The 13,839-nt window shown below is 61.1% G+C and carries 13 protein-coding genes; all 13 read left to right on the forward strand.

Going from position 1 to position 13,839, the window contains the following annotated elements:
• Positions 1 to 16: 16 nt before the first annotated feature.
• The 13 genes from zapE to lpdA all read left to right on the forward strand — a co-directional run bounded on the left by zapE (position 17) and on the right by lpdA (position 13,725).
• Positions 17 to 1,180: a cell division protein ZapE gene (zapE, locus tag ACQZ6F_RS20685; protein ID WP_449093813.1), complete on the forward strand. Its 1,164-nt coding sequence runs from the start codon at positions 17 to 19 to the stop codon at positions 1,178 to 1,180.
• A 180-nt stretch (positions 1,181 to 1,360) separates the two neighbouring features.
• Positions 1,361 to 2,323 (forward strand): malate dehydrogenase, encoded by a 963-nt coding sequence (gene mdh, locus ACQZ6F_RS20690; protein WP_068388864.1) that lies wholly within the window; start codon positions 1,361 to 1,363, stop codon positions 2,321 to 2,323.
• 27 nt (positions 2,324 to 2,350) lie between these two features.
• Entirely contained in the window at positions 2,351 to 3,544 is a 1,194-nt protein-coding gene (sucC, locus tag ACQZ6F_RS20695) for an ADP-forming succinate--CoA ligase subunit beta (RefSeq protein ID WP_077471931.1), read from the forward strand.
• A gap of 5 nt (positions 3,545 to 3,549) precedes the next feature.
• A complete protein-coding gene (locus tag ACQZ6F_RS20700) occupies positions 3,550 to 4,041 on the forward strand; it encodes a DUF1579 family protein (protein WP_077471930.1) in 492 nt (163 codons plus the stop codon).
• A 12-nt stretch (positions 4,042 to 4,053) separates the two neighbouring features.
• Positions 4,054 to 4,956, forward strand: coding sequence for a succinate--CoA ligase subunit alpha (gene sucD / locus ACQZ6F_RS20705; RefSeq protein ID WP_077471929.1), 903 nt, complete (start codon positions 4,054 to 4,056; stop codon positions 4,954 to 4,956).
• Between the two features lie 176 nt (positions 4,957 to 5,132).
• Positions 5,133 to 8,117 (forward strand): 2-oxoglutarate dehydrogenase E1 component, encoded by a 2,985-nt coding sequence (locus ACQZ6F_RS20710; protein WP_077471928.1) that lies wholly within the window; start codon positions 5,133 to 5,135, stop codon positions 8,115 to 8,117.
• Positions 8,118 to 8,128: 11 nt separating this feature from the next.
• The gene (locus ACQZ6F_RS20715) at positions 8,129 to 8,371 is read left to right on the forward strand and encodes a hypothetical protein (RefSeq protein ID WP_449093812.1); all 243 of its coding nucleotides are present in this window, start codon (positions 8,129 to 8,131) and stop codon (positions 8,369 to 8,371) included.
• Positions 8,361 to 9,596, forward strand: a complete 1,236-nt coding sequence (odhB, locus tag ACQZ6F_RS20720; RefSeq protein WP_449093811.1) for a 2-oxoglutarate dehydrogenase complex dihydrolipoyllysine-residue succinyltransferase — start codon at positions 8,361 to 8,363, stop codon at positions 9,594 to 9,596. The genes ACQZ6F_RS20715 and odhB overlap by 11 nt, the downstream gene beginning before the upstream one ends.
• A gap of 11 nt (positions 9,597 to 9,607) precedes the next feature.
• On the forward strand, positions 9,608 to 10,357 hold the full coding sequence (locus ACQZ6F_RS20725; protein ID WP_449093810.1) for a DUF4241 domain-containing protein: 750 nt from the start codon (positions 9,608 to 9,610) through the stop codon (positions 10,355 to 10,357).
• Positions 10,354 to 10,881, forward strand: coding sequence for a hypothetical protein (locus ACQZ6F_RS20730; protein WP_449093809.1), 528 nt, complete (start codon positions 10,354 to 10,356; stop codon positions 10,879 to 10,881). The genes ACQZ6F_RS20725 and ACQZ6F_RS20730 overlap by 4 nt, the downstream gene beginning before the upstream one ends.
• Positions 10,878 to 11,633, forward strand: coding sequence for an SDR family oxidoreductase (locus tag ACQZ6F_RS20735; protein WP_449093808.1), 756 nt, complete (start codon positions 10,878 to 10,880; stop codon positions 11,631 to 11,633). Before ACQZ6F_RS20730 ends, ACQZ6F_RS20735 begins: the two co-directional genes overlap by 4 nt.
• 18 nt (positions 11,634 to 11,651) lie before the next feature.
• Positions 11,652 to 12,290, forward strand: a complete 639-nt coding sequence (locus ACQZ6F_RS20740) for a LysE family translocator (RefSeq protein ID WP_449093807.1) — start codon at positions 11,652 to 11,654, stop codon at positions 12,288 to 12,290.
• Positions 12,291 to 12,318: 28 nt separating this feature from the next.
• The gene (gene lpdA / locus ACQZ6F_RS20745; protein WP_449093806.1) at positions 12,319 to 13,725 is read left to right on the forward strand and encodes a dihydrolipoyl dehydrogenase; all 1,407 of its coding nucleotides are present in this window, start codon (positions 12,319 to 12,321) and stop codon (positions 13,723 to 13,725) included.
• The last annotated feature ends 114 nt before the right edge of the window (positions 13,726 to 13,839 follow it).

Here is a 13,839-nt window from a genome sequence, read left to right on the forward strand (position 1 = left end):
AGGCGGATATTTCCCCATGCAGCCCATGCCCGACTATTCCCTCAGCGTCAGCGAGCAGCTGAAGGCGCTGACGGCTTCCGGATCGCTTCAGGTGGATTCGGCGCAGATGAACGTGGCGAGACTGCTCGATCGCGTGCTTGCCGATCTCAAGCGGAAGCGCCCGGCCAGCAAGTCGAGCGCGCTCGGCTGGATGTTTGCCGCGCGCAGGAAGCCGGTCGAAACCATCAAGGGCCTCTATATCCACGGCAGTGTCGGACGCGGCAAGACGATGCTGATGGATATGTTTTTCGCCATGGCGCCCTGCCAGAAGAAGCGCCGCGCGCATTTCCATGAATTCATGACCGATGTTCACAACCGCATTGCGGCGCAGCGGTTGAAGTTCAAGAATGGCGAGACCAAGCAGGCCGATCCGCTGCCGCCGATTGCGGCCGATCTTTATGCCGAGGCGGAATTGCTCTGCTTCGATGAATTCACCGTCACCGATATCGCCGATGCGATGATCCTGTCGCGGCTGTTTTCCGAATTGTTTTCGCTTGGCTGCGTGCTGGTCGCCACCTCGAATGTGGAGCCGGACAACCTCTATCGCGACGGGCTCAATCGCGGCCTGTTTCTACCCTTCATCGATCTCTTGAAGCGCTACGTCGATGTGGTGACGCTGGATTCGCCGACCGATTACCGCATGGAGAAGCTGAACAGCCAGCCCGTCTATCTCACGCCGCTCGACCAGCGCGCCGATATGGCGATGGATGCATCCTGGATGCAGGCACTGCACGGACGCAGAGCGCAGCCGATGGAGATTCCGAGAAAGGGGCGCTCCATTCATGTGCCGCTGGCGGTCGATCGCATGGCGCGCTTTTCCTTTACCGATCTTTGCGAGGCGCCGCTTGGGCCTGCCGATTTCCTCGCCATAGCCGAGCGTTTCGATACGATCTTTCTGGATCGCGTGCCAAAGCTCGGGCCGGAAAAGCGCAACCAGACCAAGCGTTTCATCATTCTCATCGACACGCTTTACGATCATAATATTCGCCTTTATGTTTCTGCAGCGGCCATGCCGGAGGAATTGCTGGTCGAGCGGCGTGGAACCGAAGGCTTCGAATTCGACCGCACGACTTCCCGGCTTTTCGAGATGCGCAGTGCCGAATATCTTGCCCAGACTCCGGCAAAGCGAGCCGCCGAGTAACAATTCGGTGACAGAATTTCTTACGTTTACGTAAGAAATTATCGATCTAACCGATTGAAATTGCTGCTCTCAAAATAATCAATTGCCAATTTCCGCCTTTGGGTCTATGCGATTGGCGGCTATTGTGGATGCCTTGCATGGCGTCCCGCCACGGATTTTGATCGCAAAGGATACACCGAAATGGCGCGCAACAAGATCGCACTTATTGGTTCTGGCATGATTGGTGGCACGCTGGCGCATCTCGCCGGCCTGAAGGAACTGGGCGACATCGTCCTGTTCGACATCGCGGACGGCATTCCTCAGGGCAAGGGTCTCGATATCGCCCAGTCTTCTCCCGTCGAAGGCTTCGACGCCAATCTGACCGGCGCCAGCGACTATTCGGCGATCGAAGGCGCTGACGTCTGCATCGTCACCGCCGGCGTTGCCCGCAAGCCGGGCATGAGCCGCGACGATCTTCTCGGCATCAACCTCAAGGTCATGGAGCAGGTCGGCGCCGGCATCAAAAAGTATGCCCCGAACGCCTTCGTGATCTGCATCACCAACCCGCTCGACGCCATGGTCTGGGCACTGCAGAAGTTTTCCGGCCTCCCGGCCAATAAGGTCGTCGGCATGGCCGGTGTGCTCGACTCGTCGCGCTTCCGCCTGTTCCTCGCCAAGGAATTCAACGTCTCCGTTGAAGACGTCACCGCTTTCGTTCTCGGCGGCCACGGCGACTCGATGGTTCCGCTTGCTCGCTACTCCACGGTTGCCGGCATTCCGCTGACGGACCTCGTCACCATGGGCTGGCTCACCGCCGAGCGCCTCGAAGAAATCATCCAGCGCACCCGGGACGGCGGCGCCGAGATCGTCGGCCTGCTGAAGACCGGCTCGGCCTATTACGCTCCGGCCGCCTCCGCCATCGCAATGGCTGAATCCTACCTCAAGGATAAGAAGCGCGTTCTGCCGAGCGCTGCCCATCTCGATGGTCAGTATGGCGTCAAGGACATGTATGTCGGCGTTCCTACGGTCATTGGCGCCGGCGGCGTCGAGCGCATCATCGAGATCGACCTGAACAAGGCCGAGAAGGAGGCCTTCGACAAGTCGGTCGCATCCGTCGCCGGTCTTTGCGAAGCCTGCATCGCCATCGCGCCGTCGCTGAAGTAATTTCTGCGTTATAACAGGGATAAATCCATGAACATTCATGAATATCAGGCCAAGGCTCTGCTGAAGACCTATGGCGCACCCGTCGCGGACGGCGTTGCCATCTTCTCTGCCGACGAAGCTGCCGCCGCTGCCAAGCAGCTTCCGGGCCCGCTTTACGTCGTCAAGAGCCAGATCCACGCCGGCGGCCGCGGCAAGGGCAAGTTCAAGGAACTCGGCCCGGACGCCAAGGGTGGCGTTCGCCTCGCCAAGTCCGTTGACGATGTTGTCGCCAACGCCAAGGACATGCTCGGCAACACGCTCGTCACCAAGCAGACCGGCCCGGCCGGCAAGCAGGTCAACCGCCTCTACATCGAAGACGGCGCCGACATCGACCGCGAACTCTACCTCTCCATCCTGGTTGACCGTTCGGTCGGCCAGGTTGCCTTCGTCGTTTCGACCGAAGGCGGCATGGACATCGAAACCGTCGCGCATGACACGCCGGAAAAGATCATCACCGTCGCCATCGAGCCTTCGACAGGCGTCACGGCTGCCAACTCGGCTGCTCTTTCCGATGCGCTGAAGCTCGAAGGTGCTGCCCGCGAAGACGCCGCCAAGCTCTTCCCGATCCTCTACAAGGCCTTCGTCGAGAAGGATATGGCGCTCCTGGAAGTGAACCCGCTGATCGTCATGACCAATGGCCGTCTGCGCGTTCTCGACGCCAAGGTTTCCTTCGACGGTAACGCGCTCTTCCGTCATGAAGACGTCCGCGCCCTGCGCGACACGTCGGAAGAAGACGAGAAGGAAATCCAGGCGCACGAATACGACCTCGCCTATGTCGCCCTCGACGGCAACATCGGCTGCATGGTCAACGGCGCCGGTCTCGCCATGGCAACCATGGACATCATCAAGCTCTACGGTGCTGAGCCGGCGAACTTCCTCGATGTCGGCGGTGGCGCCACCAAGGAAAAGGTTACGGCCGCTTTCAAGATCATCACTGCCGATCCGGCTGTCCAGGGCATTCTGGTCAACATCTTCGGCGGCATCATGAAGTGCGACGTGATTGCCGAAGGCGTGCTCGCAGCCGTCAAGGAAGTCGGTCTGAAGGTTCCGCTCGTCGTTCGCCTCGAAGGCACCAATGTCGAGCTCGGCAAGAAGATCATCAACGAATCCGGTCTCAACGTCATCTCCGCAGATGACCTGGACGATGCCGCCCAGAAGATCGTCAAGGCAGTCAAGGGCTGATCGGGATGGCTGCTTCCTTCACTCCAACGGCTGCTCATCTTCGCCTCGGTGCCTTTGCCGGCACCTGGGAAGGGGAAGAGCATGTCGCGGCTTCGGCCTGGACGAAGGAAGGTACGGCAACCGCGCGGCTCACGGCCGAGTGTCTGTTCGACGGATTCTTCGTCGAGCAGCGCTACGTGCAGACGCGTGATGGCGAAACCTCCTTCGAAGCGCGGAATATTTTCGGCTTCGACGGAACGGATCAGGCCTACAAGCTCTATCAGTTCGATACGGTGGGTTTTGTGCCCGCAGCGCCGGCCTCCGGCGAATGGATCGACGATAGGCTGGTTCTGACCAAGGTCTCGCCGCGCGGTGCGCAGCGCACTCTCTTCCAGTTCGAAAATGAAGACTGCTACCGCATGGGCGTCACTTTTGCGCCCGCCGGCAGCGATACATGGCAGGAGGTTGTCAGCGGCTTATATCGTCGCGTTGCCTCTGCGTCTTCCAACCTCTCGTAACAAAGGCCTCGCATGTCTATTCTCATCAACAAAGACACCAAGGTTCTGGTTCAGGGCCTGACCGGCAAGACCGGCACCTTCCACACTGAACAGGCGCTTGCCTATCACGGCACGAAGATGGTCGGCGGTATCCATCCCTCCAAGGGTGGCGAAACCTGGACCGGCAAGGACGGCGAAAAGCTGCCGATCTTCAAGTCCGTTGCTGAAGGCAAGGACGCCACGGGCGCCAACGCCTCGGTCATCTACGTGCCGCCGGCAGGTGCCGCGGCTGCGATCCTCGAAGCGATCGATGCGGAAATCCCGCTCATCGTCTGCATCACGGAAGGCATTCCGGTTGCCGACATGGTCAAGGTGAAGGATCGCCTGATCAAGTCGAAGTCGCGCTTGATCGGACCGAACTGCCCCGGCGTTCTGACCCCGAACGAATGCAAGATCGGCATCATGCCGGGCTCCATCTTCAAGAAGGGCTCGGTCGGCGTTCTCTCGCGTTCCGGCACGCTCACCTATGAAGCCGTGTTCCAGACCACCAATGAAGGCCTCGGCCAGACGACGGCTGTCGGCATCGGCGGCGACCCGGTCAAGGGCACGGAGTTCATCGACATTCTCGAGATGTTCCTTGCGGACGACGAAACCAAGTCGATCATCATGATCGGCGAAATCGGCGGTTCGGCTGAAGAAGAAGCCGCGCAGTTCCTCAAGGACGAAGCCAAGAAGGGCCGCAAGAAGCCGATGGTCGGCTTCATCGCCGGCCGCACGGCACCTCCCGGCCGCACCATGGGCCATGCTGGCGCCGTGATTTCCGGCGGCAAGGGCGGCGCGGAAGACAAGATTGCGGCGATGGAAGCGGCAGGCATTCGCGTGTCGCCGTCGCCGGCGCGTCTCGGCAAGACGCTGGTGGAAGTCCTGAAGGGCTGAACCTACCTATAGCAAGACCCGGACGGGGAGCGGCAAGCGCCCATCCCGTCCGGCCTTCCAATTCGCAAGTTTAGATGTGCGGTCCAAAAGGCCGCTGACGAAATAAGGTCGCCGGACGTCCATAAGCCGGCAATGCAAACAAGTCGGGAGGCGGACGAAGGCGTCCGCATATCACCATGGCAAGGCAAGAAGCCAACGAGCAATTTCAGATCACTTCGTTCCTGGACGGCGCGAACGCTGCTTATATCGAGCAGCTCTACGCGCGCTACGAGGACGACGCATCGTCGGTATCCGACGAGTGGCGGTCATTCTTCAAGGCGCTGGAAGACAGCCCCGGCGATGTGAAGCGGGCGGCCAAGGGCGCTTCGTGGCAGCGCAAGAACTGGCCGATCCCGGCAAATGGCGAGCTGATCTCCGCGCTCGACGGCAACTGGGGCATCGTCGAAAAGGCGATCGAAACCAAGGTCAAGGCCAAGGCAGAAGCCCAGGGCAAGCCGACCGATACCGCAGACATCCTGCAGGCGACGCGCGATTCCGTCCGCGCCATCATGATGATCCGCGCCTATCGCATGCGTGGCCACCTGCATGCCAAGCTCGACCCCCTCGGCATCGCCGCTCCGGTCGAAGACTACAAGGAACTGTCGCCGGAAGCCTATGGCTTCACCGAGGCCGACCTCGACCGCAAGATCTTCATCGATAACGTGCTCGGCCTCGAATATGCGAGCGTGCGCGAGATGATCGAGATTCTCGAGCGCACCTACTGCTCGACGCTCGGCGTCGAATTCATGCACATCTCCAATCCGGAAGAGAAGGCCTGGATCCAGGAGCGCATCGAAGGCGTCGACAAGGGGATTGCTTTCAATCCCGAGCGCAAGAAGGCGATCCTGCAGAAGGTCATCGAAGCCGAAGGCTACGAACAGTTCCTCGACGTCAAGTTCAAGGGCACCAAGCGTTTCGGCCTCGACGGCGGTGAATCGCTGATCCCGGCGCTGGAACAGATCCTGAAGAGCGGCAGCCAGCTCGGCCTCCGGGAAGCTCTGTTCGGCATGGCCCATCGCGGCCGCCTGAACGTGCTTTCGCAGGTCATGGGCAAGCCGCATCGCGCCATCTTCCACGAGTTCAAGGGCGGCTCCTACGCACCGGACGAAGTCGAAGGCTCGGGCGACGTCAAGTACCATCTCGGCGCCTCCTCGGATCGCGATTTCGACGGCACCAAGGTCCACGTTTCGCTGACGGCCAACCCGTCGCATCTGGAAATCGTCAATCCGGTCGTCATGGGCAAGGCCCGCGCCAAGCAGGACATGGGCGCCACCCTCTGGGACGGCGATATCATTCCGTTGTCCGAACGCGCCAAGGTCGTGCCGTTGCTGATCCATGGTGACGCGGCTTTTGCTGGTCAGGGCGTGGTTGCTGAAATCCTCGGCCTGTCGGGTCTGCGCGGTCATCGCGTTGCCGGCACCATGCACGTCATCATCAACAACCAGATCGGTTTCACCACCAATCCGGCCTTCTCGCGCTCGTCGCCCTATCCGTCCGACGTCGCCAAGATGATCGAAGCGCCGATCTTCCATGTGAATGGCGACGATCCGGAAGCCGTCGTCTATGCGGCCAAGGTTGCGACCGAATTCCGCATGAAGTTCCACAAGCCGGTTGTGATCGATCTGTTCTGCTACCGCCGCTACGGCCACAATGAAGGCGATGAACCGTCCTTCACGCAGCCGAACATGTACAAGGTCATCCGCGCCCACAAGACGGTGCTGCAGCTCTATTCGCAGCGCCTGATCAGCGAAGGCGTGCTGACCGAGGGCGAAGTCGAAAAGATGAAGGCCGACTGGCGCGCTCATCTCGAGGAAGAGTTCGAGGCCGGCCAGCACTACAAGCCGAACAAGGCCGACTGGCTTGACGGCGAGTGGTCGGGCCTGCACACGGCAGACAATGCTGACGAGCAGCGCCGCGGCAAGACCGCCGTACCGATGAAGACGCTGAAGGAGATCGGCCGCAAGCTGTCGGAAATTCCGGCCGGCTTCCACGCGCACCGCACCATCCAGCGCTTTATGGAAAATCGCGCCAACATGGTGCAGACGGGTGAAGGCATCGACTGGGCCATGGCGGAAGCCCTGGCATTCGGCGCGCTTGTCGTCGAAGGCCACAAGATCCGCCTCTCCGGCCAGGATTGCGAACGCGGCACCTTCTCGCAGCGTCATTCGGTTCTCTACGATCAGGAAACCGAAGAGCGCTACATTCCGCTCGCCAACCTGTCGCCGACCCAGGCTCGCTACGAAGTCATCAACTCGATGCTTTCGGAAGAGGCTGTCCTCGGCTTCGAATACGGCTATTCGCTGGCCCGCCCGAATGCGCTGACCCTCTGGGAAGCCCAGTTCGGCGATTTCGCCAACGGTGCGCAGGTCGTCTTCGACCAGTTCATCTCCTCGGGCGAACGCAAGTGGCTGCGCATGTCCGGTCTCGTCTGCCTGTTGCCGCATGGCTATGAAGGTCAGGGTCCGGAACACTCTTCCGCCCGCCTGGAACGCTATCTGCAGCTCTGCGCCGAAGACAACATGCAGGTCGCCAACGTCACGACGCCGGCGAACTACTTCCACATCCTGCGCCGTCAGCTGAAGCGCGATTTCCGCAAGCCGCTGATCCTGATGACGCCGAAGTCGCTGCTGCGCCACAAGCGCGCCGTGTCGAGCCTTGCGGAGATGGCAGGGGAAACCTCCTTCCATCGCCTGCTCTGGGACGATGCGGAAGTGATCAAGGATGGCCCGATCAAGCTGCAGAAGGACAACAAGATCCGTCGCGTCGTCATCTGCTCGGGCAAGGTCTATTACGATCTGCTGGAAGAGCGCGAAAAGCGCGGCATCGACGATATCTACCTGCTGCGCATCGAACAGCTCTACCCGTTCCCGGCCAAGGCGCTCATCAACGAGCTCAGCCGCTTCCGCAATGCGGAGATGGTCTGGTGCCAGGAAGAGCCGAAGAACATGGGCGCATGGTCCTTCATCGATCCTTATCTGGAATGGGTACTTGCCCATATCGATGCCAAGTACCAGCGCGTTCGCTACACCGGCCGTCCGGCCGCCGCCTCGCCGGCGACGGGTCTGATGTCCAAGCATCTGTCGCAGCTTGCGGCGTTCCTCGAGGACGCGCTCGGCGGTTGAGGGGTTGCGCGATGACACGTTTTCGTTTGAAAATCGCGTCGTCGCGCTCCAGCCTTCCGCAGGATGCGACGGGGGAGAAGATGGCAGCCATGCAGCAATACGCCACCTATCGCCTGCACGAAGCAGATGCCCGATCGGCCGCCGCCGGTTGGGCAGTTGCTGCGCATGGCGCTATTCGTTCCCCGGCCATCTGTCGCCGGAATTCCATCCAAACTCATAATGACGAAAATCAGGATCTGAACAATGGCCACTGAAATCCGCGTTCCTACCCTCGGCGAATCCGTCAGCGAAGCGACCGTCGGTACCTGGTTCAAGAAGGTCGGCGACGCCATCAAGGCCGATGAGCCGCTTCTCGAGCTCGAAACCGACAAGGTAACGATCGAAGTTCCGGCACCTGCGGCCGGCACCCTGTCCGAAATCGTTGCCCAGGCCGGCGAAACCGTAGGCCTCGGCGCGCTGCTCGGCCAGATCGCAGCCGGCAACGCCGCCGCGGCCGCACCGGCTCAGGCTGCTGCGCCCGCCGCTCCGGCACCTGCCACTGCCGCACCGGTTGCAGCGCCCGCCGTCTCCGCTCCGGCCTCCGCCATGCCTGCGGCCCCGGCCGCCGCCAAGCTGCTGGCCGAAAACAACATCTCCGCCGATCAGGTCGATGGCAGCGGCAAGCGCGGTCAGGTGCTGAAGGGTGATGCTATCGCCGCCGTTGCCAAGGCCGCCTCGGCGCCGGCCGCCGCACCGGCTGCTCCGGTCGCCGCGCGCGCACCGACCGCCGTCGAGGACGTCAGCCGCGAAGAGCGTGTCAAGATGACCCGCCTGCGCCAGACGATCGCCCGCCGCCTCAAGGATGCGCAGAACACCGCCGCCATGCTCACCACCTATAACGAGGTGGACATGAAGGCCGTCATGGACCTGCGCAACAAGTACAAGGACATCTTCGAGAAGAAGCATGGTGTGAAGCTCGGCTTCATGGGCTTCTTCACCAAGGCCGTCACCCACGCGCTGAAGGAACTGCCGGCCGTCAACGCCGAGATCGACGGCACCGACATCATCTACAAGAACTACTGCCACATCGGCATGGCTGTCGGCACCGACAAGGGACTGGTCGTTCCGGTCATCCGCGATGCCGATCAGATGTCGATCGCCGAAGTCGAGAAGGAACTTGGTCGTCTGGCAAAGGCTGCCCGTGATGGCACGCTGTCGATGGCCGACATGCAGGGCGGCACCTTCACCATCACCAATGGTGGCGTCTATGGTTCGCTGATGTCCTCGCCGATCCTGAATGCGCCGCAGTCGGGCATTCTCGGCATGCACAAGATCCAGGAACGTCCGGTCGCCATCGGCGGTCAGGTCGTGATCCGTCCGATGATGTATCTGGCGCTCTCCTATGACCACCGCATGGTCGACGGCAAGGAAGCGGTGACCTTCCTCGTGCGCGTCAAGGAAAGCCTGGAAGATCCGGAACGTCTGGTTCTCGATCTCTAAGGAGCTGGATCATGTCGACATGGCCCATGCGGACGCTGCGCGGATTGATGTGCGCCGTTGCCGCGTGGATGCCGTCATCCGCCAGCGCAGGTGATCTCGATATTTCCAAGCTCAGCAGCAATCTCGATCTGGCGTCGCTCAGCGACGCCGATCTTGCCGCCCGGTCGATCAACGTCCTTCGCATCGGCAATGTCGAACTGACTTCCGGCCGCATCGTTGCCAGTGACCCGCTGGTCGGGCCGGATCGTCCGGCGCTCGTGAGGGCTGTGACTCCGGGCGAATATCAGGTGACGCTCTATGAAGCCTTCGGCCGTGTCGCGGCTGCCAGCATGCGATTTGCCGAGGGCAGACCGGTGCGCTGGGAGCTGGCCGTGATTCCGGGTCAGGATATCAATTCGCTGAAAGGCGACGAGTTCTTCGGCTATCCGGTCGATGCCGGTCTCGGTTGCTATATGGATGCCGATACCTATGCTCTCATCCAGGAGCGGGAAAAGCAGGTTCAGGCGGAGAAATCGACATCCGATATCAATTATTACGACGATGTCCTAGCGCCGGAGCTGGAGGCGAACAAAGACGATTATGCCATGCATCGGCCGATATCGGGAAAGCGCGGCAATGTCGCCATCTTCTCTAGCGGCTGGGGTGATGGTTTCTATCCCGTCTTCTGGGGTCTCGATGCCGGCGGAAGACCGCTGGTTCTGTTTACCGATTTCGGCGTGACCGAGAATGCCGACGGTCGACGCGAGTCGGGAGGTCAATGATCATGCCGGCTGACCGCATGATGACACGATTGGCGGCTTCATGCTGCGCGGCGATGGCTTTTGCCGTGGCTTCATTGCCTGCATTTGCGGACGAATGCATGCAGGAAAAAGCCGTTTACGTTGATATGGACAATGCCTACGAGCTGCGTTTCGAGCCCATGGGCTCGGAATCGGCGCTCAGCAACAGGTTCAAGCTTACCGTGCGCAATACTACCGTCGTCGCCGATGGCATTGTCATGCGCACCGACGATCAATTGCGCGCCGATGGCCGGATCATGTTTGCATGTCCGGAAGGCGACGTGACTGGGGCTGATCTCCGAGCCTGCACCGTTTGGCAAGGCATGGTCTACGCCTCCGATCTCAAAGGGCATATTCGCGCATTGCCGGCCGAAGGCGAAAGCGCGGCGGATCGGCTCTTCCTGCCGGCGCTCGGCCCCTCGATCCAGAAGTCGTCACTCTGGGGCAAAGGCAAGGCAACCGTTGCGCCCTGGGATGTTCTTAGCCTGAAAGGATGCGGCCAATGACTGACGATGCACCCGTTCTTCTCGTCACCGGCGGCAGCCGCGGCATCGGCGCCGCGGTTTGCATCGCCGCCGCGCAGCATGGCTGGGCGGTTGCGGTCAACTACGCATCCAACAAGGATGCGGCCGAGGCCGTGGTAGAGACTATCCGCGAAGCCGGCGGCGAAGCCATCGCGATTGCCGGCGACGTCGGCAAGGTCGAAGACATCAAATCCATCTTTGCCCAGATCGACGCGCATTTCGGCCGCATCGACGGCCTGGTCAACAATGCCGGTATTGTCGGGGTTATCCAGCGCCTCGACGAAATGACGCCGGAGCGGCTGGACCGCATGTTCCGCGTCAATATCACCGGCTCGATGCTGGCCGCCGCCGAGGCCGTGCGCCGCATGTCCACCCGCCACGGCGGTAAGGGTGGCGTGATCGTCAACGTTTCTTCGCTGGCCGCGACCTTGGGTGGCGGCGGCCAATATGTCGATTATGCTGCCTCCAAGGGAGCGATCGATACCTTCACTGTCGGTCTGGCACGCGAAGTGGCGGCCGAAGGCATCCGCGTCAATGCCGTCCGTCCCGGCATCATCGATACCGATATTCACGCAGCCGCCGGCCTGCCGGACCGGGCTCGCGACATCGCGCCGCAACTGCCGATGAAGCGGGCGGGAACGGCCGATGAAGTCGCCGACTCCATCCTCTATCTCTTGAGCCCGCATGCATCCTATATAACGGGTGCGCTGCTCGACGTGAGCGGTGGCCGCTGATCAGAATGGGTGGATGATATGCAATATATTCTCGAATTTCTCGGCCTGATGGCTGTGTTCTCGATCTTCATCGTCGTTCCCGGCGCCGATTTTGCCGTGATCCTGCGCCAGAGCATCGTGCATGGCCGCCGCGCTGCCATGATGACCGGGCTCGGCATGGGCTTCTCTCTGCTCTTTCACATCAGCTACACCATTCTCGGCCTCGGCCTGATCGTATCGCAATCATTGATGCTGTTCAGCATGATCAAATGGGCCGGCGTTCTCTACCTGGTCTATCTGGGCATCAAGTCTTTCCGCGAGCCGGGTTTCAAGGTGGCGGAAATCGAGATCACCGATGCGGACCGCAAGCCGGTCTCCGTCTGGCGTTGCCTGGCGACGGGCTTCATCACCAATGCGCTCAATCCGAAGCCGGTGCTGTTTTTCTTGTCGCTGTTTTCGACGCTCGTGCACCACGACACCCCGGCCTTGATCCAGTTCAGCTATGGCATCGGCATGGCTACGGCGCTCGTCGCCTGGTTTGCCGGCGTTTCCATCTTCTTCACCGTCAAGCCAATCCGCGAGCGCTTCATCGCGTCAGGCAAATGGTTCAACCGCATCACCGGAGCGGCGCTCGTCGGCTTCGGCATCCGCCTCGCCTTGGCGCGGGCGGCCGACTAACCGAGATATAAAACAAGGAAATTAAACCATGTCCTACGATGTGATCATTATCGGAACCGGCCCCGGCGGCTACGTCTGCGCAGTCAAGGCAGCGCAGCTCGGCCTGAAGGTGGCGGTCGTCGAAAAGCGTGCGACCTATGGCGGCACCTGCCTCAACATCGGCTGCATCCCTTCCAAGGCGCTGCTGCATGCTTCCGAAATGTTCCACCAAGCGGGCCATGGCCTGGACGCGCTCGGCGTTGAGGTTGCGGCGCCGACGCTGAACCTTGGCAAGATGCTGGCGCACAAGGATGCGACCGTAAAGTCGAACGTCGAGGGCGTCGCCTTCCTCTTCAAGAAGAACAAGATCGATGCCTTCCAGGGCACCGGCAAGATCGTTGCCGCCGGCAAGGTTGCCGTGACGGCCGACGACGGAAAGGTCACCGAGATCGAGGGCAAGAACATCGTCATCGCCACCGGTTCCGACGTTGCCGGCATTCCCGGCGTGCCGCTCGAGATCGATGAGAAGGTCATTATCTCGTCGACCGGCGGCATCGCGCTCGACAAGGTGCCGGGCAAGATGATCGTGGTTGGCGGCGGCGTTATCGGCCTCGAGCTCGGCTCGGTCTGGTCGCGCCTTGGCGCCAAGGTCACCGTTGTCGAATATCTCGACAGCATCCTCGGTGGCATGGATGGCGAAGTCTCCAAGCAGTTTCAGCGCATGCTCGCCAAGCAGGGCCTGGAATTCCACCTCGGCGCCAAGGTTGTTGGCGTTGAGAAGTCTGGCACCGGTGCGAAGGTTACCTTCGAGCCGGTCAAGGGCGGCGACAAGGTCGTGCTCGACGCCGATGTCGTGCTGGTCGCGACCGGCCGCAAGCCGTATACGGCTGGCCTTGGCCTCGAAGAAGCCGGTGTCGTGCTCGACAACCGTGGCCGTGTCGAAATCGACGGCCACTTCAAGACCAATGTCGCCGGCATCTATGCCATCGGTGACGTCGTGAAGGGCCCGATGCTGGCGCATAAGGCCGAAGACGAAGGCGTGGCGCTGGCCGAAATCCTCGCCGGCCAGGCCGGTCACGTGAACTACGATGTCATTCCGAGCGTCGTCTACACCCAGCCGGAAGTTGCTTCCGTTGGGAAGACCGAGGAGGAGCTGAAGGCCGCGGGCATTGCCTACAAAGTCGGCAAGTTCCCGTTCTCCGCCAACGGCCGCGCCCGCGCCATGCTGGCAACCGACGGTTTCGTCAAGATCCTGGCCGACAAGGAAACCGACCGCGTTCTCGGTGGCCATATCGTCGGCTTCGGCGCCGGTGAGATGATCCACGAAATTACCGTTCTGATGGAGTTCGGCGGCTCGTCCGAGGATCTCGGACGCACCTGCCATGCGCATCCCACAATGTCGGAAGCGGTGAAGGAAGCAGCGCTTGCGACCTTCTTCAAGCCGATCCACATGTAAGATCGGGCATTTAAGCTCGGTCGAATACTGGGATTGCAATGCACATACGATGATGCGATGAACGGGACACCCGTTCATCGCATCAGCGATCCGCTCCCATCCAGCGAAGCAAGC

Source organism: Rhizobium sp. A22-96 (assembly GCF_053521805.1).

Excerpts from the sequence above, each read along its gene's own strand:
- ACQZ6F_RS20730 (WP_449093809.1), top strand. The coding sequence starts at position 10,354 with ATGATCATGCCGGCTGACCGCATGATGACACGATTGGCGGCTTCATGC.
- ACQZ6F_RS20710 (WP_077471928.1), top strand. The coding sequence starts at position 5,133 with ATGGCAAGGCAAGAAGCCAACGAGCAATTTCAGATCACTTCGTTCCTG.
- zapE (WP_449093813.1), top strand. The coding sequence starts at position 17 with ATGCAGCCCATGCCCGACTATTCCCTCAGCGTCAGCGAGCAGCTGAAG.
- sucD (WP_077471929.1), top strand. The coding sequence starts at position 4,054 with ATGTCTATTCTCATCAACAAAGACACCAAGGTTCTGGTTCAGGGCCTG.
- ACQZ6F_RS20735 (WP_449093808.1), top strand. The coding sequence starts at position 10,878 with ATGACTGACGATGCACCCGTTCTTCTCGTCACCGGCGGCAGCCGCGGC.
- ACQZ6F_RS20700 (WP_077471930.1), top strand. The coding sequence starts at position 3,550 with ATGGCTGCTTCCTTCACTCCAACGGCTGCTCATCTTCGCCTCGGTGCC.
- ACQZ6F_RS20715 (WP_449093812.1), top strand. The coding sequence starts at position 8,129 with ATGACACGTTTTCGTTTGAAAATCGCGTCGTCGCGCTCCAGCCTTCCG.
- lpdA (WP_449093806.1), top strand. The coding sequence starts at position 12,319 with ATGTCCTACGATGTGATCATTATCGGAACCGGCCCCGGCGGCTACGTC.
- ACQZ6F_RS20740 (WP_449093807.1), top strand. The coding sequence starts at position 11,652 with ATGCAATATATTCTCGAATTTCTCGGCCTGATGGCTGTGTTCTCGATC.
- odhB (WP_449093811.1), top strand. The coding sequence starts at position 8,361 with ATGGCCACTGAAATCCGCGTTCCTACCCTCGGCGAATCCGTCAGCGAA.
- sucC (WP_077471931.1), top strand. The coding sequence starts at position 2,351 with ATGAACATTCATGAATATCAGGCCAAGGCTCTGCTGAAGACCTATGGC.
- mdh (WP_068388864.1), top strand. The coding sequence starts at position 1,361 with ATGGCGCGCAACAAGATCGCACTTATTGGTTCTGGCATGATTGGTGGC.
- ACQZ6F_RS20725 (WP_449093810.1), top strand. The coding sequence starts at position 9,608 with ATGTCGACATGGCCCATGCGGACGCTGCGCGGATTGATGTGCGCCGTT.